This window comes from Falsiroseomonas sp. E2-1-a4 (genome assembly GCF_051433165.1).
Classification (GTDB): domain Bacteria; phylum Pseudomonadota; class Alphaproteobacteria; order Acetobacterales; family Acetobacteraceae; genus Falsiroseomonas.
Genome location: NZ_JBHMFS010000008.1, coordinates 129,881 through 150,034, shown reverse-complemented (window position 1 = coordinate 150,034; position 20,154 = coordinate 129,881). Strand labels below are relative to the sequence as shown.

Genomic DNA, 20,154 nt, shown 5'->3' with positions numbered 1-20,154 from the left:
CCCTCATCGATCTTCCTCGGTCCGGGACAGGCGGCGGCGCGTCAGCGCCAGCAGCATTCCCATCCCGAGGGCGATGGCGACCACGGAAGACCCGCCATAGGACACGAAGGGCAGCGTCATGCCCTTGGTCGGAATCAGGTGCAGGGTGGAGGCCATGTTGATGAAGCTCTGCAGCCCGAACTGGGTCAGCAGCCCGGCACAGGCCAGCACCACGAACAGATCGGTCTCGCCCAGCAGCCGCACCAGCCCGCGCACCACGACGAAGGCGAACAGCGCCAGGATGACCAAGCACACCACCAGCCCGAACTCCTCGCCCGCCACGGCGAAGACGAAGTCGGCATGCGCGTCCGGCAGCACATTCTTGATGCGCCCCTCGCCGGGGCCGCGGCCGAGCAGCCCGCCATTGCCGAAGGCCTCCAGCGCCACTTCCGCCTGGTAGTTATCCGCCTCCGGGTCCAGGAAGCGCTGCACGCGAGACTGCACATGCGGGAAGGCGAAATAGGCGCCGACCGCCGCCGCCACGCCACCGGCCGCGGCGACGATCACGACCATCATGTTCAGCCCGGCGACGAAGAACTGCGCGAAGAACACCGCGGCCACCACCAGCAGCATGCCGATATCCGGCTGGCGCTGCAGCAGCACTGCGCTGGCGATGAATAGCAGCACCGCCAGCACCGTCGCGCCATGCCGGCGGTTCAGCTTGCCCTCCGTGATCAGCCAGGCCGCCACCACCGCGAAGCTGGGCTTGAGGAATTCCGAGGGCTGCAAGGATCCGATGCCGGGCAGCGAAATCCAGCGCCGCGCGCCCTTGATCTCGGCGCCCACCACCAGGGTTGCCGCCACCATCACCAGGGCGCCACCCAGCCCAAGCCAGGCCAGCAGCCGAACCTGCTTCACCGTGAGCATGGAGACCAGCACCATCACGCTGGCGGCCAGCGCCAGATAGGCGATCTGCCGGATGAAGAACATGTTGCGCGATGCCGCGCCGATGCGCTCCGCCACCGCGGGGCTGGCCGCCAGCATCATGACATAGCCGAAGCCGATCAGCGTCAGCAGCGCCGCCAGCGTCCAGCGATCGACCGTCCACCACCAGCGGCCGACCGTGGAGGTATCGGCGCGAGAGACCTGCATCATGCCGCCCGCCCCTGATCCGTGGACGCCATCGCCTGCACCAGCGCGCGAAACTGGTCGCCGCGCGCGTCGAAGCCGGTGAACTGGTCCCAGGACGCCGCGGCGGGGGACAGCAGCACCACCTGCGTGCCGCTGGCGCGGGCGGCGGCGGTGGCGGCCGGCACCGCGGCCTCCAGCGTCTCCGCCACCTCATGCGCCACGCCATGGGCGGCCAGCGTCGCGGCGAAGGCGGGGCCGTCGCGGCCGATCAGGATGGCGCGTGCGATGCGCGAGAAATGCGGCACCAGGCTCTCGATGCCGCCCTCCTTGCCGGTACCACCGGCGATCCAGACGACACGGTCATAGGAGGCGAGGGCGCGGGCCGCGCTTTCCGCGTTGGTTGCCTTGCTGTCATTGATGAAGCGCAGCGCGCCGATCTGCCCAACCTGCTCCTGCCGATGCGGCAGGCCGCCGAAGCTGCGCAACCTGCGCGCCACATCATCCCGCGTCAGGCCGAGTGCCAGCGCGACCGCGGCCGCCGCGGCGGCGTTCTGCGCGTTGTGTGCGCCGGGCAGGGCAGGGGCCTCGCGCAGATCGGCGATCTCGCCCTGCGCATCGCGCAGACTGTGCGCCTCCGCCCAGATGCCCCCCCGAACCGCGTGGGATCCGGAGATCGGGATCATTTTCGCGACCAGTCCAGCGGCCATTGCTGTGGACAATTCATCGTCCTGACCGAGCACGGCGAAGTCCTCACGGCCTTGCCGCGCGAAGATATTCATCTTCGCAGCAGCATAGCCGGCCATGCTTCCATGACGGTCGAGGTGGTCGGGGCTCAGGTTCAACATCACACCAACCTTGAAGCCGACGGACGCGATTCGCTCCAAGCTATAGCTCGACATTTCGAGGGTGTAGGCACCCTCCGACCCCAACATGTTGAGTCCGAGTGCCGCCGGGCCGAGATTCCCCCCCACCTCCGAAACCCGTCCCGCACCCAGCAGGATGTGGTGCAGCAGGGCGGTGGTGGTGGACTTGCCATTGGTGCCGGTGATGCCGAGAAACGCCGCCTGGCTGCCGCTGGCGCGCACCGCGCGGAACAGGAATTCCACATCGCACAGGATCGGCACGCCGGCTGCCTGCGCTGCCGCAGCGGCCGGGTGCGGCTGCGGCAGGCTGTGCGGGATGCCGGGTGAAAGCAGCAGCGCATCCGCCGTGAAGCTCCCCTGGGACGGATCGCGCAGCGCGAAGCCCGCCGCTTCCGCCGCCAGGCGCGCCGCGGCGCCATCATCCCAGCAGGTGACTTCCGCCCCCCATTCGCGCAGCCGCGCGGCCGCCGGCAGCCCGGCACGGCCGAGCCCGACCACGGCGATGCGTTGACCGGCGAAGGGGGCGAACCCGCTCATCGCAGCTTCAGCGTCGAAAGGCCGATGAGTCCGAGGATCATGGCGATGATCCAGAAGCGGATCACGATGGTGGGCTCGGCCCAGCCCTTCTTCTCGAAATGGTGGTGCAGCGGCGCCATCAGGAAGACTCGCTGGCCGGTGCGCTTGAACCAGACCACCTGGATGATGACGGACAGCGTCTCCACCACGAACAATCCGCCGACGATCGCCAGCACGATCTCATGCTTGGTGGCGACCGCCACCGCGCCGAGCGCGCCGCCCAGCGCCAGCGACCCGGTATCGCCCATGAACACCGCCGCCGGCGGCGCGTTGAACCACAGGAAGCCGAGGCTGGCGCCGATCAGCGCGGAGCAGAACACCGCCAGCTCGCCGGACCCCGCCACGGCGTGAAGCTGCAGATGATCCGCAAAAATGCGGTTGCCGACGAGGTAGGCGATCAGCGCGAAGACGCCGGCCGCGATCATCACCGGCACGATCGCGAGCCCGTCCAGCCCGTCCGTCAGGTTCACCGCGTTGGACGCGCCCATCATCACCAGCATGGCCAGGATCGGGAAGGCGAAGCCGAGCGGGATCAGCAATTCCTTGAACACCGGCAGCGCCAGCTTGTCGGCCAGCGCCTCCGGCATCAGGGAGCTCAGCCACACCGCGGCGACCAGGCCGATCACCGCCTGGGCGATCAGCTTGGTCCGGCCGGAAACGCCCTTGGTGTTGCGCTTGGTCACCTTCAGCCAGTCATCGGCGAAGCCCAGCGCGCCATAGCCCAGCGTCACCATCAGCACGCACCAGACGAAGCCGTTGCGGAGATCGGCCCACAGCAGGGTGGAGCCAGTCAGGGCCAGCAATATCAGCATGCCGCCCATGGTGGGCGTGCCCTTCTTGGTCAGCAGATGGCTGGCCGGCCCATCCTCGCGGATCGGCTGGCCGCCATTCTGCTTGGCGCGCAGCCAGCGAATCAGCATCGGGCCGAAGAACAGCGCGATGACCAGCGCCGTGATGCAGGCCGCGCCGGCGCGGAAGGTGACGTAGCGCACCACGTTGAACAGCGCGAAATTCTCGGCCATCGGTGCGAAGATATGGAAGATCATGCGGTCGGGCTTTCGCGCAGCGCCTGCACCACGGTCTTCATGCCCGTCGCGAGACTGCCTTTGACAAGAACGGCATCGCCATCGCGCAGCGCGGCGGCAACAAGGGGGGCCAGTTCGGCGGAGGTCTCGGCCCAGGCGCCGATGCGTGCGGATGGCAGCGCCGCCAACGCATGGCGCATCATCGGCCCGCAGGCGAAGACCAGATCCGCCGAGTCTTCGATATGCGGCGCGAGGCCGGCATGTTCGTCCCGGGCGAAATCGCCCAGCTCGCCCATCTGCCCGAGCACCGCCACGCGACGCCGCGCCGGCAACAGCTTCAGCAGCGCCAGCGCCGCGCGCATCGAGGGCGGCTGGCCGTTATAGGCCTCGTCCAGCAGCGTTGCCTGGCCACCATCCGGCGTGGCGATGGCGCGGCGGTCGCCACGGCCCTGCAAGGCGCGAAAGCCTTCCAGCGCGCTCGCCACCCGCGCCACATCCACGCCCAGCGCCGCCACCACGGCCAGCGCGGCTACCGCATTGCCGGCCATGTGCAGGCCCGGCGTGCCGAGGCGGAATTCCAGCCGTGTGCCCAGAATCTCGGCTTCCACGTGGCTGCCTTCCGCATCGGCCTGCACCGCGATGGCGCGCGCATCGCCGCCCTCGCCGAAGGTCACCACCCGCGCCGCACCCGCAGCCTGCCGCAGCAGCGGCAGGAAGGCGCTGTCGGCCGGCAGCACGGCGACGCCGCCCGGCAGCAGGCCGGACAGGATGGCCGCCTTCTCCAGCGCAATGGCCTCCAGACTGCCCATGTGCCCGAGATGCGCGGCGGCGATGCTGGTGATCACCGCGACATGCGGCTGAGCCAGTGCCGCCAGCGGCGCGATCTCGCCCGGATGGTTCATGCCCATCTCGATGATGGCAAAGTCGCTGTCGCGCGGCATGCGGGCGAGCGTCAGTGGCACGCCCCAATGGTTGTTGTAGCTGGCCACCGCCGCATGTGTGGCGCCCGCCACGGAGAGCAGCACGCGCAGCATTTCCTTGGTCGTGGTCTTGCCGACGCTGCCGGTCACGCCGACCACCCGCGCATCGCTGCGCGCCCGCGCCGCTTCGCCCAGAGCGGGTAGGCCTGCCAGCGTCTCCGTCACCAGCAGCAGCGGTGCATCGGGCGCGACGCCATGCGGCACATGGTCCACCAGCGCCGCCGCGGCGCCACGCGCCAGCGCATCCGCCACGAAGCCATGCCCATCCCGCACATCGCGCAGCGCCACGAACAGGTCGCCCGGCGCCACGCTGCGGCTGTCGATGGACACGCCGGTGACGGCCACCTCAGCCGCCAGCGTCCCGCCCGTCGCGGCGCGCAGCGCGGCGCTGGTCCACAGCACGCTCATGCCAGGCCCGCCGCTGCGCGCACGGCGGCCACATCATCGAAGGGCAGGGTGACGCCGCCGATGGTCTGGCCACTCTCATGCCCCTTGCCGGCCACCGCCAGCACATCGCCCGGGCCGAGCGCCGCCACGGCCCGGGCGATGGCGCCGGCACGCTCGCCCGCATCGATGCCGCCGGGGCAGGCGGCCAGCACCGCGGCGCGGATCAGCGCTGGGTCCTCGCTGCGCGGATTGTCATCGGTCACCCAGCAGCAATCGGCCTCCGCCGCGCAGGCCGCGCCCATCAGGGGGCGCTTGCCTGGGTCGCGGTCGCCGCCGGCACCGAACAGCACATGCAGCCGCCCGCCCGGCGCCACATGCGCGCGCAGCGCCCGCAGCAGGCGCGTGAGCGCATCCGGCGTATGCGCGTAGTCGACATAGACGGCGGCGCCATTCGGCAGCCGTGCGGCCAGCTCCATCCGCCCGCGCACGCCCTGCAGTTGCGGCAGCAATGCGAAGACGCGTTCCGGCGACATGCCCGTGCCAATGGCCAGCGCCGCCGCCATCAGCACATTATCCGCCTGGAAACGGCCGGGCAGGGCCAGGCGCAGGCGCTCGCGCAGCCCGAAACCCTCGATGGTCAGGTCCTGCCCCTCCGGCAGCGCCGCCTGCGCCACCAGGCGCAGCGCCTCCCCATTCTCGCCCACCGTCATCAGCCGCAGGCCGCGCGCGGCGGCGATGGAATGCAGCGCGTTGCGCGTTGTGCCCTCCATTTCCGCATTGGCCACGACGCAGGCGCCGGGCGGCAGCAGCGTGTCGAACAGCCGCAGCTTGGCGGCGCGGTAGGTCGCCATGTCGCCGTGGTAGTCCAGGTGATCGCGCGTCAGGTTGGTGAAGCCCGCGGCTGCCAGCCGCACGCCATCCAGCCGCCGCTGCTCCAGCCCGTGCGAGGATGCCTCCAGCGCCGCCGCGCCAAAGCCGGCGCGGGCGAGGGCCGCCAGCGTCGCATGCAGCGCCACCGGGTCCGGCGTGGTCAGCGAAGGCCCTTCCGGAAAGCCCGCGGCGCGCAGCCCGAGCGTGCCGAGCGAGGCGGCGCGCTGCCCATCCAGGCTCCAGAGTTGGCGCAGGAAATCGACGCTGCTGGTCTTGCCGTTGGTGCCGGTGACGGCAACCACGACATCCGGCTGCGCCGCGTGGAAGGCGGCGGCGAGCAGCGCCAGCGCGCGGCGCGGATCTGCGGCATGCAGCAGCGGTCGCACCGCCACGCCCTCCGGCCAGGCGGTGCCCTTCGGCGCCAGTACGGCGGCGGCGCCGCGGGATACGGCCTCGGCGATGAAGCGGCGGCCATCCGACAGGCTGCCGGGCAGGGCGGCGAACAGGTCCCCCGGCGAGACCGCGCGGCTATCCGCCGTTACCCCGCCGATCGCGGGCGAGGTGCCGGTGGGACAGGAAATTTCGGGGATCGCGCGCAGCAGGTCATCAAGGCGGCGCGCGAGCCATGTGTCATTGCGGTGCAATGCTCGCCTCCCGCAACAAGGCGGGGCGCTGCGCAGCCTGGCCCGGGGGCACGGCGGCACGGGTGGGCGAGGCGGCGGCGGGCGCCGGGCGGGGCGCGGAACCGGCACGGGCCGGGGCGTTGCCGCGCGGACGGCCCGGCTGCATCGCGATGGCGAGGCCGGCCTGGATCTCCGGCGCCCGATCCGTCTCCGGCGCCATGCCCAGGATGGGCGCGACGCGACGCACGATCTCGCCGGCCGCGGGGGCGGCGACCCAGCCGGCGGTGGCGAAGCCGTGGCTGCGCGCATTCGGCTTCGGTTCGTCCACCATCACATACAGCGCATAGCGCGGTGCCTGCATCGGGAAGGCGCCGACGAAGGCGGTGATGCGCCGGTTCTGCAGGTAGCGGCCATTCGGCCCGATTTTCTGCGCCGTGCCGGTCTTGCCGCCGACGAAATAGCCGGGGACCTCGGCGCTGCGGCCGGAGCCTTCGGTCACCACCAGCCGCATCAGCCGGCGCATGGTGGCCGACGTACCCTCACTGATCACCCGCGTGCCCTCGGCCGCCGTGCCCGGCGCCTGCGCCATCAGGGTCGGCTGACGCAGGATGCCGCCATTGACCACGGCGGCAACGCCGGTGATGACATGTAGCGGCGAGACGGAAATACCGTGGCCGAAGCCGATGGTCAGCGTGTTGATGTCGCGCCACGCATTCGCGCGCGGAATCAGCGGCACCGCCACTTCCGGCAGTTCCACCGCGAGGCGGGAGCCCATGCCCATCCGCACCATGAATTCGCGGTGCCGCTGCGGCCCCACCGCCGCCGCCATGTGGGCGGAAGCGAGATTCGACGAATAGGCCAGGATCTCCGGCAGGGCGAGCCAGCGATTCTTGCCGCGATAATCGTTGATGGTGAAGCGCCCGTAGCGAATCGGGCGGGAGGCGTCGTAGCCGTTCCACACATTCATCGTGCCGAGGTCCAGCGCCATCGCAGCCGTCAGCAGCTTGAAGGTCGAGCCCGGCTCATACACGCCGACGGTGGCGCGGTTGAAGCGCGGGTTCATGCCCTGCTCATCCGCCCCCGGCGCCACGGCGTCGACCCGCGCCGGCTCGGCCAGGTCGAAATCGGGCAGGGAGATCATGCCGACCACTTCGCCGCTCTGCACATCCATCAGGATGCCGGCGCCACCGATGCCGTTGTAATCCGTGATCGCATACTGCACGGCATCGCGCAGCGCGAGCTGCACGCGCACATCCAGCGACAGGCGCAGATCCTCGCCGCGCCGCAGCCGCAGGCGTTCGTCGAAATAGCGCTCGACGCCGGCGGTGCCGTTGCCATCCACATCGACGCCACCGAGAATATGCGCGGCGGCGCGGCCCTGCGGGTAGATGCGGCGCTCCGCCTGCTCGAAATACAGACCCGGAATGCCGAGGGAATTCACCGCCTGCTGCTCGCGCGGCGTCAGCGCGCGGGCGAGGTAGGCGAACTGCCGTTCCCCGGTCAGCCTTGCGGCGACGCGCGTCGCATCCAGCTGCGGCAGCACGCGCACCAGCCGGCGCGCCACGTCCTCGGGTTCACGGATCTCGCTCGGGTTGGCGTAGAGCGCCGTGATCGGCAGCGTCACCGCCAGCAATTCGCCGTTGCGATCGGTGATGGCGCCGCGGCCGGGCAGGTGCTCGGCGGGCGGTGCGTTCTGCCGCACCATTGCCGCCAGGCGCTTCGGCTCGGCCGGGGAGATCAGCGTCGCATCGGCCAGCCGCGCCGCCACCACGCCGAACAGCAGCGCAAAGCCGCCGGCGGCGATCAGCAGGCGCGACCGCGTGCGCTCCATCACCGCGCGGCGGACCAGCTCCGGCTGGCCGATCCGCACCAGCTCGGTGCGGGAGGACACGGCGGAATGGCCGATGGTGCGGCCGGCGGGCAGGGCATCGGGGTTGGGCGGGTTCGGGGACATGCGCGGCTCAGCGGGCGCTGGGCGGTGCAAGCCCGCCCTGGTTCAGCGTTGCGGCGGCGGCGGAAGAGGAGAAGGGCACCGGCGGTGCCAGCATCGGCCGGCCGATGCCGAGCGAGGTGGCGCCACCCAGGGCGGAGACATAGGTGGGCGCGGCCGGCGCGGCCTGCGTGGTGCGAATCGGCGGTGCGCTTGGCACAGGGGCGACATGGATCGCCGGCCGCACGGTCCGCGCCGGGGCGGCCGCCCGCACCACAGGGGCAGACGGCGTGGCATCACGCAGCGGCGCGGCGCGGGCCGGTACGGGCGGGGTTGCGCGCTGCGGCACGGCGCGCTGCGCGGCCATGGTGGCGGCCAGCGCCTGCGGCGCAGGCGCTTCCTCCTCGGCGCGCACGGCCTCCGCCGTCTGGACCGGCGGGCGCGGGGCGACGGCGCGCGGGGAGGGGGCGGGGGTCGCGGCTGCCACCGCCGGCGCCGGGGCCGGTGCGCGAGTCTGGGCAGCCGCCAGCATCACGCTGGCCTCCGGCGCATCCTGCGCCGGGCGTTCCGGCACGAACAGGTTGGGCGGCCCGGCGAAGGCGACCGCCTGCGGCAGGCGGCGGAACATGTCCGGCAGCCGGGTGAATTGCTGCGGCTGCATCTGCTCCAGCGGCAGATGGCGCTGCGCCACCTCGCGCAGCCGCCCCGGCTCGTTCAGCAAGGCCCATTCCGCGCGCAGGATGGAGGTGCGGTCCCGCGCCTGCTCGATCTGCCGCCAGACCTCGCGCAGCTCACGGTCCTGCGTCGCGACCTGGTGCTTCACCTGGTACAGCCAGGCGCCGGCACCGGCGAAGGCGCAGAAGCAGAGGATCGTGAAGGGCCGGATCATGGCGTGATTCCCTGGCTCATCGGCAGGCGGCGTTGCAGGCCCCGCAGGCGGGCGGATCGGGCGCGCGGATTGGCGCGCGTCTCCGCATCCCCGGGCCGCAGCGCACGGAAGGTCAGCAATTCGAAATCCGGCGCCGGCGGCGGCAGCAGCGCGGCGGGGTCGTGGCGGGATGCCGTGCCGGCACGCCCCGCGGCACCGACCATGGCGCGCTTGACGATGCGGTCCTCCAGCGAATGGAAGGACACCACGACAAGCCTGCCGCCCGGCGCCAGCAGCGCCTGCGCCGCGGCCAGGCCGCGCTCGATCTCGCCGAGCTCGTCATTCACCGCGATGCGCAGCGCCTGAAAGGACCGCGTCGCGCCATCGATGCCGGAGGGGTCGCGCGGCACCGCGCCGCGCACGATCTCCGCCAGCCGCGCGGTGGTGGTGATCGGCGCCACGTCCCGCTCGCGCAGGATGGCGCGCGCGACGCGGCGGGCATGCCGTTCCTCGCCGAGGTCGGACAGGATGGTGACCAGTTCGCGCTCGGCCAGGCTGTTCACGAGATCCGCCGCGGTCGCGCCATCGCGGCCCATCCGCATGTCGAGCGGCCCGTCATGGCGGAAGGAAAATCCGCGCTCGGCCTGGTCGATCTGGAAGGAGGACACGCCGAGGTCCATCACCACGCCATCCAGCGCATGGACGCCCTGCGCCGCCAGACTGTCCAGCATGTCGCCGAAGCAGGTCTGCACCAGATGCAACCGCCCTGGATACTGCGCCGCCAGCGCGGCACCGCGTGCGATGGCATCCGGGTCCCGGTCCAGCGCCCATAATGTACAATCCGCCGCCGCCAGGATCGCGGCCGCGTAGCCGCCACCGCCGAAGGTGGCGTCAAGATAGATGGCGCCATCGCGCGGCTGCAGTACGGCCAGAACTTCCTCCAGCATGACGGGGAGATGTGTGCTCATGGCACGGCTTTCGGAGTCGTGTTGAGGCCTGTTGCAGCAACGGTAAGGCGCAATTCGCGCGCCCGCTGCTTCGACTCGAGCACATGGGCGCGGCCGGCCGCCTCGTCCCAGATTTCGAAACGATTTCCCTTGCCGAGGAACACCACCTGGTCGCCCAGCGCCAGCTCCGCGATCATCTCCTGCGGCAGCACTAGTCGGCCCTCGCCGTCCAGCTTCAGCATCTCGCTGCCGGCGATGAGGGTGGTTTCCAGCAATTCGCGCTCCTCGGAGAAATGCGGCAGGGTCTCGATGCTGTCGACGATCTGCTGGAAAACCGGGCGCGAACGCGCTTCGATGCAGGGATGCGTGTGCGCGATACGAAAGACGAGTTGGTTGGTGGCGGCAGCCTCCAGCTCTGCGCGGAAGGGCGCGGGCACGGAAATGCGGCCCTTGCGGTCCAGCTTTCCTGTATGCGTGCCCACGAATTGGGTCATCGCGCGATGCTGCTGCCCCCTGCCGATGAAATCCCCGCTCAGCGGCCGGCGAGGCCCCCCGACCTCGCCGGCTCGCCCGACCATCCCTTGGAAGCCCGAGATGCCCCCCGAGCAGGGCCCCGCATGGGATAACCAGGGAATATCCGGGATTTTGCGGGCAAGCAAGCTAATTCCCGGCGCCAGGACAGCCTGTCCACAGCTAAAGTTATGTCTTAACAGGTGATTAGCGTCAGGTTTTGTCAGCAGCACAGAGAAAACTGCGCGTGATGAGCGTGAAGCTCATGTATTCGCTTTTTGTTCTTGTTCCAGCGCGCATCGCGCGGGGGCGTGGCAGGAAAAGTGGCGTCGGGTGGCCTGTAAGCCGGGTTCTGTCCATGCCTCGCGGCACTGGACGACCATTCCTCTGGAGCCTGCGTCGCCGCAGGCTTCTCGCGGCCAACCCGGGTGACGGGGCGAGAATGCCCCCGCGTCCATCCGCCCCGAAGGTCGGATCACGCCGGCCGCCCCTATTCGGCCTTGCTCCCGGTGGGGTTTGCCCTGCCTCCCACGTTGCCGTGGGAGCGGTGCGCTCTTACCGCACCCTTTCACCCTTACCGCGGGACGAACCCTTGCGGGCGCGTGCCGAGGCGGTTTGCTTTCTGTGGCACTTTCCCTGGGGTTTGACCCCCGCCGGTCGTTGACCGGCACCGTATTCCCGTGGAGCCCGGACTTTCCTCCAGCAGGGATCTGCACCCCCGCCAGCGGTCGCCCAGCCACCCGACGCCGCGCATGACATCGCGCGTGCGCGCCGCGCGGTCAATCGGCGATCCACCGCATTCGCACCGGGCGAGGCGGGGGCGGATGCCTTGGAAAGCTGTGCCAGTTGCGCTTGCGAACGCCTCGCAATTGCGGTAACCCTCCACTCAGCAACGTCCCAGAGGCATCCTAGCCATGCGCCGCCGCCATCTTCTCTCGCTGCTCCCCATCTTCGGCCTTGCCGTCATGGCCCCCGCCGCGCTGACCTCCGCAGCCCTGGCCCAGGGGCAGGAGCTGAACCTGTACTCCTCCCGCCACTACGACACGGACCGGGAGCTGTACGACACCTTCACCCGCGAGACCGGCATCCGGGTGCGGCTGATCGAGGGCGATGCGGACCAGCTGATCCAGCGTATCCGGACGGAGGGTGCCAACAGCCCCGCCGACGTGCTGATTACCGTGGACGCCGCCCGCCTGGCCCGCGCGAAGGAGGCGGGGATCCTCCAGCCGATCCAGAGCCAGGTGCTGAACAGCCGCATCCCGGCCAATTTGCGCGATGCGGAAGGCTACTGGTTCGGTGTCTCCAAGCGCGCCCGGGTCATCATGTATGACCGCCAGGCCGGTCGGCCCGAGGGTCTCGCCCGCTTCGAGGATCTGGCCGATCCGCGCTTCCGTGGGCAGGTCTGCGTCCGTTCCTCCTCCCACCCCTACAACACCTCCCTCACTGGGTCGGTGCTGGCCGCCAATGGGCCGGAGGCGACGGAGGCCTGGGCGCGTGGCCTGGCCGCCAACATGGCGCGCCCGCCGCAGGGTGGTGACCGCGACCAGTTCCGGGCGATCCCATCCGGTCAGTGCAAACTGGCGATTTCCAACACCTACTACCTCGGCAACATGATGATCTCGCAGCGCGCCGAGGACCGTGCGATGGCGGAGCGGATCGGGGTGATCTTCCCGAACCAGGGGCAGGGCGATCGCGGCGCGCATGTGAACATCTCCGGCGCCGGGGTGGTCCGCACCGCGCCGAATGCCGCCGCGGCGCAGCGCTTCCTGGAATACCTGACCAGCCCGCGGGCGCAGGAGATCTTCGCGGTGGGCAACATGGAATATCCGGTGGTGGCCGACGCCCCGGTGCACCCGGTTCTGGCCGCCTTCGGGGAATTCCGTGAGGACCAGCTGAACGCCGGCACCTACGGCGCCAATGCGGCCGAGGCGCTGCGGATCATGCAGCGCGCCGGCTGGCGCTAACGCGGGCCAATCCGGGCGGGAGAACCTCCCGCCCTACGGCATCTTCCCGTTGCAAGACACAGGCTGCGAAAAGGGCGGGCTGCATGTATATCTGCATCTGCAATGCGTTGACGGACAAGCAGATCGCTGCCGCCCTGGCATCGGGTGCCGACCGTCCGCATGATGTCTATGCGGCTTGCGGCTGCCGCGCCCAATGCGGCGGCTGCACGGGGACCATCCTGTCGATGGTCCGCGCGGGGGGTGGCGGCGGCGGGAAGTAACCGCCGGTTCCGCGTCCCGGCCGGGACACGGGTCAGAAGGATGCGGATGTGCGCGACGCCAAGGTCATTGAATACCTCAACCTCCAGCTCACCAACGAGCTGACCGCGATCAACCAGTATTTCCTGCATTCCCGCACCCTTCGGCACTGGGGCGTGACCAAGCTGGCGCGCAAGGAATACGAGGAATCGATCGAGGAGATGAAGCACGCCGATTGGCTGATCGAGCGCATCCTGTTCCTCGGCGGCCTGCCCAATGTGCAGCGGCTGAACCAGGTGCTGGTCGGCCAGAACGTGCAGGAAATCCTCGAATGCGACCTGAAGCTCGAGGAAAAGGCGCTCGTCGATCTGCGCGACGGCATCGCGCACGCCGAATCCGTGCGCGACTACGTCTCCCGCGACCTCATGCTCAAGATCCTGGCGAATGAGGAGGAGCACGAGGATTTCCTCGACCGCCAGTTCGACCTGATCCGCCAGATCGGCATCGAGCGCTACATCCTGCTGAACAGCGACGCAGCGCCCGATCAGGACTGATCCGGCCCGCCCCCCTCGGCATTGGCGCGCCAAGTCTGCGGCGAAACGCCCACCACCTGCCGGAACATGGCGGTGAAGGCCGCAGGGGCGCCATAGCCGAGCTCGAGGGCCACGGTCGTTACACGCTCCCCCGCCGCCAGCCGGGGCAGCGCTGCCTGCAGGCAGGCGCGGCGCTGCCATGCGCGGAAGCTCAGCCCGGTCTCCGCGCGGAACATCCGGGTGAAGCCGCGCCGGCTGAGGCCGAGCGCGCGGCACCAGGCCGCGATATCCTCGCCAATGTCGGGTGCGGCGCAGAAGCGACGGCAGGCCAGCGCAAGCCGCGGCTCGGCCGGCGCCGGCACGCAGAAGGGCAGGGTGGGGGCACGCGCCAACTCCTCCACCAGCAGGGCCACCAAATGGCCGGCGCGGCCCTCTGCCTCATACTCCAGGGGCAGGTCGACCGCGGCGATCAGCAGATGCCGCAGCAGCGGCGCCACGCCGAGCACCTGGCAGGTGGCGGGCAGGCGCGCCGCCAGGGGGGCCGTCAGGTACACGCTGCGCGTCGCGACCGGGCCGATCATTCGGATGGAATGCGCGATGCCGGCCGGAATCCACACGCCCGCCTGGGTCGGCACCATCCAGCCGCCGGCTTCCGTCACCACCATCATGGTGCCGCGCTCGGCATGCAGGAACTGGCCGCGCTGATGGCTGTGGGTCGGGTGCAGGTGGCCGGCGGGATAGTCGTTGCCGACGGCGATCAGCGGCCGCGGCGTCGCCTCATGATCCTGTGCCCGCGCCAGCCGCACCATGCCCGCCTCCGATCATCTCTGGCCTTTGCGCGAAAGCGGGCCGTGTAGGGGCGGGTAGGATGCCGGCGATGCGGGGGCAAGCCTCGCCTTGGACCGGATACGCCCGCATGAGCCCCACTGACATCGCCTTCCTCGCCAGCGCCGCCTTCTTCACCTCCGCGCTGACGGCGGTGGTGGGCGCGGGCGGCGGGACGGCGCTGATTGCCATCATGCTGCTGGTGCTGCCGCCGGTTGCCGCCATCCCGGTGCATGGCGCGGTGCAGCTTGCCTCCAACATCTGGCGTGTGATCCTGCTACGGGACAAGCTGGTTTGGCCGATCATCTGGCGCTTTGCCCTGCTGATGCCGGCGGGCGTCGCGCTTGGGCTGCTCCTGTTCCAGGGGCTGCCGACGGCGGCGGTGCAGATGCTGATCGGCTTCTTCGTGCTGCTGTCGCTGTTCACACGGCAGATGAAGCGCTTCCACGACCGAGATCTGCCGCTCTGGGCTTTTGTGCCGGTCGGCTTTGTGACGGGGGCGCTCAACATGGTGGTCGGCGTCATCGCGCCGATCCTGGGCGTGCTGGTGATCCGGCGCGACCTGACCAAGGAACAGGTGGTGGGCACGCTCGGCGTGTTCGGCGTGGTCGGCAATCTGTTGAAGGTGGCCGGCTTCACGCTGGTGGGCTTCAGCTTCGCGACCTATGCCAGCACCATCATGTGGATGATCCCCGCCGCGCTGATCGGCACCACGGTGGGGCAGATGGCCCTGAGCCGGATGGAGGAACGCCACTTCCTGCCGATCTTCCGGCTGGTGCTGGTGGCGCTGGCGCTGAAGTTGATTGTCTGGGACGGGTTGGCGCGGCTGTTCTGAGCATTTTCAAGGCAGGCGGAATCGCCTGCCGACGCGGAAAATGCGCCCAATCAACCCAGCGCCTGGGCAATCGCGGCGCCTTCCTCCGCGGTGCTGCCCTGACCTGGGCTGCGGCCGGCGCGGCGGTACCAGTAGCCGGCATTGGCGTCGTCGCCCTCGATCCGGTGCAGCCAGCCATGTACCCAGGCGGCGTCGGCGCCCGAATCGGCCTGCGCGATCTCATGCGCCGCCTGCCAATCGCCCGCGAGCGCCAGGCGAATCGCGTGCAGCAAGGGCTCGTTCCTCGTCATCCGCGCCGCATCCCCCGCACCAGCGCCGCCACCGGCAGCAGACCCACCAGCACGATCAGCAGCGCGGCGGTCGAGGCCTCCGCCAGCCGCTCATCGGAGGCGAGATTGTGCACGCGCACGGCCAGCGTGTCGAAATCGAAGGGCCGCACGATCAGTGTCGCCGGCAGTTCCTTCATCGTATCGACGAACACCAGCACGGCGGCCGTCAGCAGCGCCCCGCGCGCCAGCGGCAATTCCACCGCCCGCACCGCTTGGCCCGGCGTGCGGCCGAGCACGCGCGCGGCGCCGAACAGGCTCGGCCGAATCCGCGCCAGCCCCGACTCCACCGCGGACAGCGCCACGCCCAGGAACCGCACGAGGTACGCAAAAACCAGCGCGGCGATGCTGCCCGACAGCAGCAGCCCGGTGGAAATTCCGAAGCGCGCCCGCATCCAGGCATCCAACGCATTGTCGAAGATCGCGAACGGCACCAGCGCGCCGACCGCGATCACGGACCCCGGCAGCGCGTAGCCCAGCGCCGCCACACGGTTGGCGGATGCCCGCAGGCGGGAGGGATGCAGCCGCTGCCCCCAGGCCAGCAGCGCGGCCAACGCCACCGCCAGCACCGCGGTGATGCCGGCCAGCGTCACGCTGTTCAGCGCGTAGGGCACGGTGCGGCGCGGGTCCAGCGGGTCCCCGGCCTCCAGCATCAGGCTGAACAGCACCGCGCCAGGAATCAGGAAGCCAAGGCAGACGGGTAGTGCGCAGGCCAGGATCGCCGCCAATTCCTTCCAGCCGCGCAGCACCACCGGCCGCAGCGGCGGGCTGCGCGTGGTTGTCGGGTGGAAGCGCCGGCCGCCGCGGGAGGCGCGTTCCAGTAGCAGCAGCATGGCGACCAGCCCCATCAGCGCGGCGGCCAGCTGCGCCGCGGCCGGCCTGTCGCCCAGGCCGAACCAGGTGTCGTAGATGCCGGTGGTGAAGGTGCGGACGGCGAAATGCTGCACCGTGCCGAAATCCGCCAGCGTCTCCATCAGCACCAGCGCGACGCCACCCGCCAGCGCCGGGCGTGCCATGGGCAGCGCCACGTGCAGGAAGGTGCGCGGCAGGCCGTGGCCGAGCGTGCGGCTGGCCTCCAGCAGGCAGACGCTCTGCTGCAGGAAGGCGTTGCGGCACAGCAGATACACGTAAGGGTAGAGCACCGCGGCAAGCATCAGCGCGGCGCCGGGCAGGCTGCGGATCTCGGGAAACCAGTATTCGCCCCAGCGCAGCCCGGTCACCTCCCGCAACGTGGTCTGCACGGGGCCGGCCACATCCAGCAGCCAGACATAGGCATAGCCGCAGACATAGGCGGGCATCGCCAGCGGCAGCAGCAGGGCGATCTCGATCACGCCCCGGCCGCGAAAGGCGCAGCTTGCCACCAGCCAGGCGGTCACCGCGCCCATGCTCGCGGCCAGGGCGCCGACCAGCGCCGCCAGCACCACGGAATTGACCAGCAGATCCGGCAGCAGCGTCTGCACGATATGCGTCTGATCGTCACCGAGCGGCGCGATCGCGGTGACCAGCACGGAGCCCAGCGGCGCCGCGATCAGCCCGGCGGCCAGCAGCGACGCCCAGGCCCAGGCGGGCGCAAGGCGGCGGCTGCGTGGCGGACCGGGGCGCTGGCGCTCTGCCGGGAAGCCGCCGAAGGAAAGCTTCTCGCTCAGCCCTTCGGCTCCGCCAACTGGGCGGCGGTGACGCGCTTCACCTCCAGCCGGTCATCGCGACGCGTGTACCAGCCGGCGCCATGCATGCGGCCCACCAGGCCAAGTGCGGGGCTGTCGATGTAGCATTTCGCCGGGTCCATCACCGCGGCGTCGCGGATATGCATGGCCCGCACCTGGCCGAGCACCAGGCTGTGCGCGCCGATCGGGATGGTCTGAAACAGCGTGCATTCCAGCGCCACCGGGCTGTCCGCCAGCCGCGGGGGCTTGACCTTGGTGGAGGGCAAGGTGGCCAGGCCCGCCTGCGCCACCTCATCCACCCCGGCTTCGAAATCCGCCGCGGTGATGTTCATGGCGGCGAGCGTGGCTTCGGTGACGAGGCAGATGGTGAATTCGCCGGTCGCGGCGATGTTCGCCATGGTGTCCTTCACGGCACCACTCGGGCGGTTGCCGACGCCGAGTGCGATGATGGGCGGGTCGGAGCCGAAGACGTTGAAGAAGGAATAGGGCGCCGCGTTCAGCCGGCCTTCCGCGTCCTGCGTCACCACCCAGGCGATCGGCCGCGGGACCACGGTGGAGGTAAGCAGCTTGTAGCGACTGGCCGCCGGCAGCGCATCGAGATCAAACAGCATCAACGAGGCTCCGACGTTGTGCCCCGTCTAGTGCCGCCCGCCGCTGCCGCTGTCGAGTGGCCGCGTCCTCAGCTGCTCAGCATTGCCGGTGTTTTGGCGCCTGCATCGCACGCATCTCCTCCTGCGCCACCGCCTCCGCCGATTCGGCCAGCGCCGCGGTCAGCGGCAGGCCGAGGGCGCGGGCCGTGCGGGCCAGGGCGGCGCCGCACAGCCGAAGGCTCTCCAGCGTTCTGACGCGGGCGCTCGGCTTCGATCCGGCGAGCCGATGCTCGGGTTCCACCATGTCGAAGACAAAGGTCCGGCTGCCATCCTCATGGCGTGTGACGAGTGGTGTTTCCTGCAACAGCGCGTGCAGAAGATCATGGTCGGGCAGGGTTTCGAGATGACCTGCGCGGTCATGGACGAACAGGGTGATCCGGGCGACCTGGCTCATGGTTCTCCGCGATCGTTCCTCTCGGACACGGGCGGCGTGCCGTGAATTGCCGCCCGTTGCAACTTTCTCCTAACGAAACCACTTCCGGTTGAAAGTCAAGGTGGATTTGCTGTAATTTCGTCTACTGTGCGCCGTCCGGTGCTGCCTTACCGTGCAAAAGCACCGCGTCCACGTTGCCGAGCGCGCGTTCGCCCATGGCGTCTCGCGTCTCGATTGTGGCGCTGCCGAGATGCGGCAGCAGCGCGACGTTTTCCAGGCCGAGGTAGCCCGGGAAGATCTTTGGTTCGCCATCATAGACGTCAAGCCCCGCCGCACGGATGTGGCCAGTGCTCAGCGCCTCCACCAGCGCCGCATCATCCACCGATCCGCCGCGACCCGTGTTGATCACCACGGCGCCCTTGCGCATCCAGGACAGGCGCTCCGCATTCAGCCATTTCCGCGTGGCCTCGCCGCCCGGCATGTGCATGGACAGGATATCGATGGCGGAGAGGAAGCCGCGATCGTCGTCGTGGAAGGTCGCACCCTGCTCCAGTTCGGGGGGCACGCGGCGCAGGTCGCGGTAGTAGATCTCCATCTTGAAGCCGCGCGCCATGGCGGCAAGCTCCCGTCCGATGCGGCCGAAGCCCGCAATGCCGAGGCGCTTGCCCTCCAGCGTCACGCCCATCAGCTGCGTCGGCGCCCAGCCATCCCACTTGCCGGCGCGGACCATGCGTTCCCCTTCGCCGGCACGGCGGGCGGCCATCAGCATCAGGGTGAACGCACATTCGGCGGTGGCGAAGGACAGCACCTCCGGCGTATTCGCCACGGTGATGCCACGGGCTTTGGCGCCGGCGATGTCGATATGGTCGGTGCCGACGGAGAAGGTGGCGATGATCTTCACGCTGTCCGGCAGCGCCTTGATGGTGGCAGGCCCCATCGGGTCCCCGGCCGCACACAGGATGCCGGCGGCCCCAACCTCCGCCGCGCGGCGGGCGATCTCGGCGCCGTCGCGGTACCAGGTCTCATCGGCGCTGTTCAGGCGGGCATCGTAGTCCCGCGCGGCACGGGCCTCGATGGCGTCGGGCAGGCGGCGGGTGAGCAGCAGGATGGGTTTTGGCATGTTGGAACGTCTCCCGGACAGGTTACCCACCTTGGTAGCAGAGGTGGCCCGGCTTGCCAGCGGGGGCGGCAGGTAGCAGTTTCCCGGCCAACGGACGGATAAGGAACATCGACCATGGATCTCGGATTGAAGGGCAAGCGCGCCCTGGTGATGGGTGCCTCCAAGGGCCTCGGCCGCGCGATCGCGGACAGCCTGGCCGCCGAGGGTGCGGCCGTGGTGGTCAGCGGCCGCGACCAGGCGAAGCTGGATGTGGTGGCGGGCGAGCTGAAGGCCGCCGGCGCGGCGGACGCCTTCGGCGTGCCGGCCGATGTCGCCCATGGCGCCGACATGGACAAGCTGGCCGATGAGGCGGTGCGCCTGATGGGTGGCGTGGATATCCTGGTGCTGAACCATGGCGGCCCGCCGCCCTGCATCGCATCCGAGATCACGGATGCCTCGCTGCACACCTGGTTCGAGCAGATCGTGGCCTCCCCCATCCGCATCGCGAACCGGCTGATGCCGGCGATGCGGGAGCGCGGCTGGGGCCGCGTCCTGGTGGTGGGCAGCACCGGCATGCAGCACCCGATTCCAAACCTGGCGCTGTCCAACGTGTTGCGCGCGGCAATCTGGGGCTGGCTGAAGACCTACTCCGGCGAGGTGGCCAAGGATGGCGTGACGATGAACGTCATCGCGCCGGGCAGCATCATGACGGACCGCATCACGCAGAACGCCTCCTCCCGCGCCAGCAAGGGCGGCACGACGGTGGAGGCGGAGCTGGCGCAGATGGCGGCCGAGATTCCCGCGCGGCGCATCGGTATGCCGAGCGAATTCGGCCCGATGGGGGCTTTCCTGGCCAGCGAGCAGGGCGCCTACATCACCGGCAGCATGATCCGCATCGATGGCGGCCGCGTCCGCAGCATGCTGTGATCCAACTCCGCAGCACGCTGTAAGGACTGCAA

Annotated in this window: 20 protein-coding genes and 1 other RNA gene; 5 read left to right on the top strand and 16 right to left on the bottom strand. The window is 70.0% G+C overall.

The genetic code is table 11. From position 1 onward, the window contains the following. Positions 1-3: 3 nt before the first annotated feature. From ACFHNC_RS11095 to rnpB, 10 genes are all read right to left on the bottom strand, one after another. The gene (locus ACFHNC_RS11095; RefSeq protein WP_437169280.1) at positions 4-1,134 is read right to left on the bottom strand and encodes an FtsW/RodA/SpoVE family cell cycle protein; all 1,131 of its coding nucleotides are present in this window, start codon (positions 1,132-1,134) and stop codon (positions 4-6) included. Then, positions 1,131-2,510: a UDP-N-acetylmuramoyl-L-alanine--D-glutamate ligase gene (gene murD / locus ACFHNC_RS11090; protein ID WP_437169279.1), complete on the bottom strand. Its 1,380-nt coding sequence runs from the start codon at positions 2,508-2,510 to the stop codon at positions 1,131-1,133. The genes ACFHNC_RS11095 and murD overlap by 4 nt, the downstream gene beginning before the upstream one ends. Further along, a complete protein-coding gene (mraY, locus tag ACFHNC_RS11085) occupies positions 2,507-3,595 on the bottom strand; it encodes a phospho-N-acetylmuramoyl-pentapeptide-transferase (RefSeq protein ID WP_437169278.1) in 1,089 nt (362 codons plus the stop codon). Before mraY ends, murD begins: the two co-directional genes overlap by 4 nt. Further along, complete coding sequence (locus ACFHNC_RS11080; RefSeq protein WP_437169277.1) at positions 3,592-4,962, bottom strand: UDP-N-acetylmuramoyl-tripeptide--D-alanyl-D-alanine ligase; 1,371 nt, start codon at positions 4,960-4,962, stop codon at positions 3,592-3,594. Before ACFHNC_RS11080 ends, mraY begins: the two co-directional genes overlap by 4 nt. Further along, positions 4,959-6,413 carry a UDP-N-acetylmuramoyl-L-alanyl-D-glutamate--2,6-diaminopimelate ligase gene (locus ACFHNC_RS11075; protein WP_437169339.1) on the bottom strand — a complete coding sequence of 485 codons (1,455 nt, stop codon included), beginning with the start codon at positions 6,411-6,413 and terminating at the stop codon, positions 4,959-4,961. Before ACFHNC_RS11075 ends, ACFHNC_RS11080 begins: the two co-directional genes overlap by 4 nt. A gap of 28 nt (positions 6,414-6,441) precedes the next feature. Continuing rightward, positions 6,442-8,388 carry a peptidoglycan D,D-transpeptidase FtsI family protein gene (locus tag ACFHNC_RS11070; RefSeq protein WP_437169276.1) on the bottom strand — a complete coding sequence of 649 codons (1,947 nt, stop codon included), beginning with the start codon at positions 8,386-8,388 and terminating at the stop codon, positions 6,442-6,444. A 7-nt stretch (positions 8,389-8,395) separates the two neighbouring features. Next, positions 8,396-9,253 carry a cell division protein FtsL gene (gene ftsL / locus ACFHNC_RS11065; RefSeq protein WP_437169275.1) on the bottom strand — a complete coding sequence of 286 codons (858 nt, stop codon included), beginning with the start codon at positions 9,251-9,253 and terminating at the stop codon, positions 8,396-8,398. Continuing rightward, entirely contained in the window at positions 9,250-10,200 is a 951-nt protein-coding gene (rsmH, locus tag ACFHNC_RS11060; protein WP_437169274.1) for a 16S rRNA (cytosine(1402)-N(4))-methyltransferase RsmH, read from the bottom strand. Before rsmH ends, ftsL begins: the two co-directional genes overlap by 4 nt. Beyond that, positions 10,197-10,673, bottom strand: coding sequence for a division/cell wall cluster transcriptional repressor MraZ (locus tag ACFHNC_RS11055; RefSeq protein ID WP_437169273.1), 477 nt, complete (start codon positions 10,671-10,673; stop codon positions 10,197-10,199). Before ACFHNC_RS11055 ends, rsmH begins: the two co-directional genes overlap by 4 nt. Before the next feature lie 341 nt (positions 10,674-11,014). Further along, positions 11,015-11,433: RNase P RNA component class A (gene rnpB / locus ACFHNC_RS11050), an RNA gene on the bottom strand. Positions 11,434-11,603: 170 nt separating this feature from the next. On the opposite strand from rnpB, the gene ACFHNC_RS11045 reads away from it, so the two are divergent. The 3 genes from ACFHNC_RS11045 to bfr all read left to right on the top strand — a co-directional run bounded on the left by ACFHNC_RS11045 (position 11,604) and on the right by bfr (position 13,444). Next, positions 11,604-12,653 (top strand): Fe(3+) ABC transporter substrate-binding protein, encoded by a 1,050-nt coding sequence (locus ACFHNC_RS11045; RefSeq protein ID WP_437169272.1) that lies wholly within the window; start codon positions 11,604-11,606, stop codon positions 12,651-12,653. Positions 12,654-12,736: 83 nt separating this feature from the next. Next, positions 12,737-12,913 (top strand): (2Fe-2S)-binding protein, encoded by a 177-nt coding sequence (locus ACFHNC_RS11040; protein WP_437169271.1) that lies wholly within the window; start codon positions 12,737-12,739, stop codon positions 12,911-12,913. A 48-nt stretch (positions 12,914-12,961) separates the two neighbouring features. After that, positions 12,962-13,444: a bacterioferritin gene (bfr, locus tag ACFHNC_RS11035; RefSeq protein WP_437169270.1), complete on the top strand. Its 483-nt coding sequence runs from the start codon at positions 12,962-12,964 to the stop codon at positions 13,442-13,444. On the opposite strand, the gene ACFHNC_RS11030 is transcribed toward bfr, so the two are convergent. Then, positions 13,435-14,232, bottom strand: coding sequence for an AraC family transcriptional regulator (locus ACFHNC_RS11030; protein WP_437169269.1), 798 nt, complete (start codon positions 14,230-14,232; stop codon positions 13,435-13,437). The two genes, bfr and ACFHNC_RS11030, sit on opposite strands and share 10 nt — an antisense overlap. A 107-nt stretch (positions 14,233-14,339) precedes the next feature. On the opposite strand from ACFHNC_RS11030, the gene ACFHNC_RS11025 reads away from it, so the two are divergent. Continuing rightward, the gene (locus ACFHNC_RS11025; protein WP_437169268.1) at positions 14,340-15,083 is read left to right on the top strand and encodes a sulfite exporter TauE/SafE family protein; all 744 of its coding nucleotides are present in this window, start codon (positions 14,340-14,342) and stop codon (positions 15,081-15,083) included. A 50-nt stretch (positions 15,084-15,133) separates the two neighbouring features. Here the strand turns inward: ACFHNC_RS11025 and ACFHNC_RS11020 are convergent, their stop codons facing one another. The 5 genes from ACFHNC_RS11020 to ACFHNC_RS11000 all read right to left on the bottom strand — a co-directional run bounded on the left by ACFHNC_RS11020 (position 15,134) and on the right by ACFHNC_RS11000 (position 19,216). Beyond that, a complete protein-coding gene (locus ACFHNC_RS11020) occupies positions 15,134-15,373 on the bottom strand; it encodes a hypothetical protein (protein WP_437169267.1) in 240 nt (79 codons plus the stop codon). Then, a complete protein-coding gene (locus tag ACFHNC_RS11015) occupies positions 15,370-16,917 on the bottom strand; it encodes an ABC transporter permease (RefSeq protein ID WP_437169266.1) in 1,548 nt (515 codons plus the stop codon). Before ACFHNC_RS11015 ends, ACFHNC_RS11020 begins: the two co-directional genes overlap by 4 nt. A 134-nt stretch (positions 16,918-17,051) precedes the next feature. Beyond that, on the bottom strand, positions 17,052-17,684 hold the full coding sequence (locus ACFHNC_RS11010; RefSeq protein WP_437169265.1) for a flavin reductase family protein: 633 nt from the start codon (positions 17,682-17,684) through the stop codon (positions 17,052-17,054). A 76-nt stretch (positions 17,685-17,760) separates the two neighbouring features. Continuing rightward, positions 17,761-18,117 (bottom strand): hypothetical protein, encoded by a 357-nt coding sequence (locus ACFHNC_RS11005; RefSeq protein WP_437169264.1) that lies wholly within the window; start codon positions 18,115-18,117, stop codon positions 17,761-17,763. 121 nt (positions 18,118-18,238) lie between these two features. Beyond that, complete coding sequence (locus tag ACFHNC_RS11000; RefSeq protein WP_437169263.1) at positions 18,239-19,216, bottom strand: 2-hydroxyacid dehydrogenase; 978 nt, start codon at positions 19,214-19,216, stop codon at positions 18,239-18,241. A gap of 114 nt (positions 19,217-19,330) precedes the next feature. Here ACFHNC_RS11000 and ACFHNC_RS10995 point away from each other — a divergent pair, with 114 nt between their 5' ends. Continuing rightward, positions 19,331-20,122: an SDR family oxidoreductase gene (locus ACFHNC_RS10995; protein ID WP_437169262.1), complete on the top strand. Its 792-nt coding sequence runs from the start codon at positions 19,331-19,333 to the stop codon at positions 20,120-20,122. Positions 20,123-20,154: the final 32 nt, after the last annotated feature.

Excerpts from the sequence above, each read along its gene's own strand:
- mraY (WP_437169278.1), bottom strand. The coding sequence starts at position 3,595 with ATGATCTTCCATATCTTCGCACCGATGGCCGAGAATTTCGCGCTGTTC.
- murD (WP_437169279.1), bottom strand. The coding sequence starts at position 2,510 with ATGAGCGGGTTCGCCCCCTTCGCCGGTCAACGCATCGCCGTGGTCGGG.
- ACFHNC_RS11095 (WP_437169280.1), bottom strand. The coding sequence starts at position 1,134 with ATGATGCAGGTCTCTCGCGCCGATACCTCCACGGTCGGCCGCTGGTGG.
- ACFHNC_RS11045 (WP_437169272.1), top strand. The coding sequence starts at position 11,604 with ATGCGCCGCCGCCATCTTCTCTCGCTGCTCCCCATCTTCGGCCTTGCC.
- ACFHNC_RS11000 (WP_437169263.1), bottom strand. The coding sequence starts at position 19,216 with ATGCCAAAACCCATCCTGCTGCTCACCCGCCGCCTGCCCGACGCCATC.
- ACFHNC_RS11025 (WP_437169268.1), top strand. The coding sequence starts at position 14,340 with ATGAGCCCCACTGACATCGCCTTCCTCGCCAGCGCCGCCTTCTTCACC.
- ACFHNC_RS11030 (WP_437169269.1), bottom strand. The coding sequence starts at position 14,232 with ATGGTGCGGCTGGCGCGGGCACAGGATCATGAGGCGACGCCGCGGCCG.
- ACFHNC_RS11080 (WP_437169277.1), bottom strand. The coding sequence starts at position 4,962 with ATGAGCGTGCTGTGGACCAGCGCCGCGCTGCGCGCCGCGACGGGCGGG.
- ACFHNC_RS11040 (WP_437169271.1), top strand. The coding sequence starts at position 12,737 with ATGTATATCTGCATCTGCAATGCGTTGACGGACAAGCAGATCGCTGCC.
- ftsL (WP_437169275.1), bottom strand. The coding sequence starts at position 9,253 with ATGATCCGGCCCTTCACGATCCTCTGCTTCTGCGCCTTCGCCGGTGCC.
- ACFHNC_RS11055 (WP_437169273.1), bottom strand. The coding sequence starts at position 10,673 with ATGACCCAATTCGTGGGCACGCATACAGGAAAGCTGGACCGCAAGGGC.
- ACFHNC_RS11020 (WP_437169267.1), bottom strand. The coding sequence starts at position 15,373 with ATGACGAGGAACGAGCCCTTGCTGCACGCGATTCGCCTGGCGCTCGCG.
- ACFHNC_RS11010 (WP_437169265.1), bottom strand. The coding sequence starts at position 17,684 with ATGCTGTTTGATCTCGATGCGCTGCCGGCGGCCAGTCGCTACAAGCTG.
- ACFHNC_RS11070 (WP_437169276.1), bottom strand. The coding sequence starts at position 8,388 with ATGTCCCCGAACCCGCCCAACCCCGATGCCCTGCCCGCCGGCCGCACC.
- rsmH (WP_437169274.1), bottom strand. The coding sequence starts at position 10,200 with ATGAGCACACATCTCCCCGTCATGCTGGAGGAAGTTCTGGCCGTACTG.
- ACFHNC_RS10995 (WP_437169262.1), top strand. The coding sequence starts at position 19,331 with ATGGATCTCGGATTGAAGGGCAAGCGCGCCCTGGTGATGGGTGCCTCC.
- ACFHNC_RS11005 (WP_437169264.1), bottom strand. The coding sequence starts at position 18,117 with ATGAGCCAGGTCGCCCGGATCACCCTGTTCGTCCATGACCGCGCAGGT.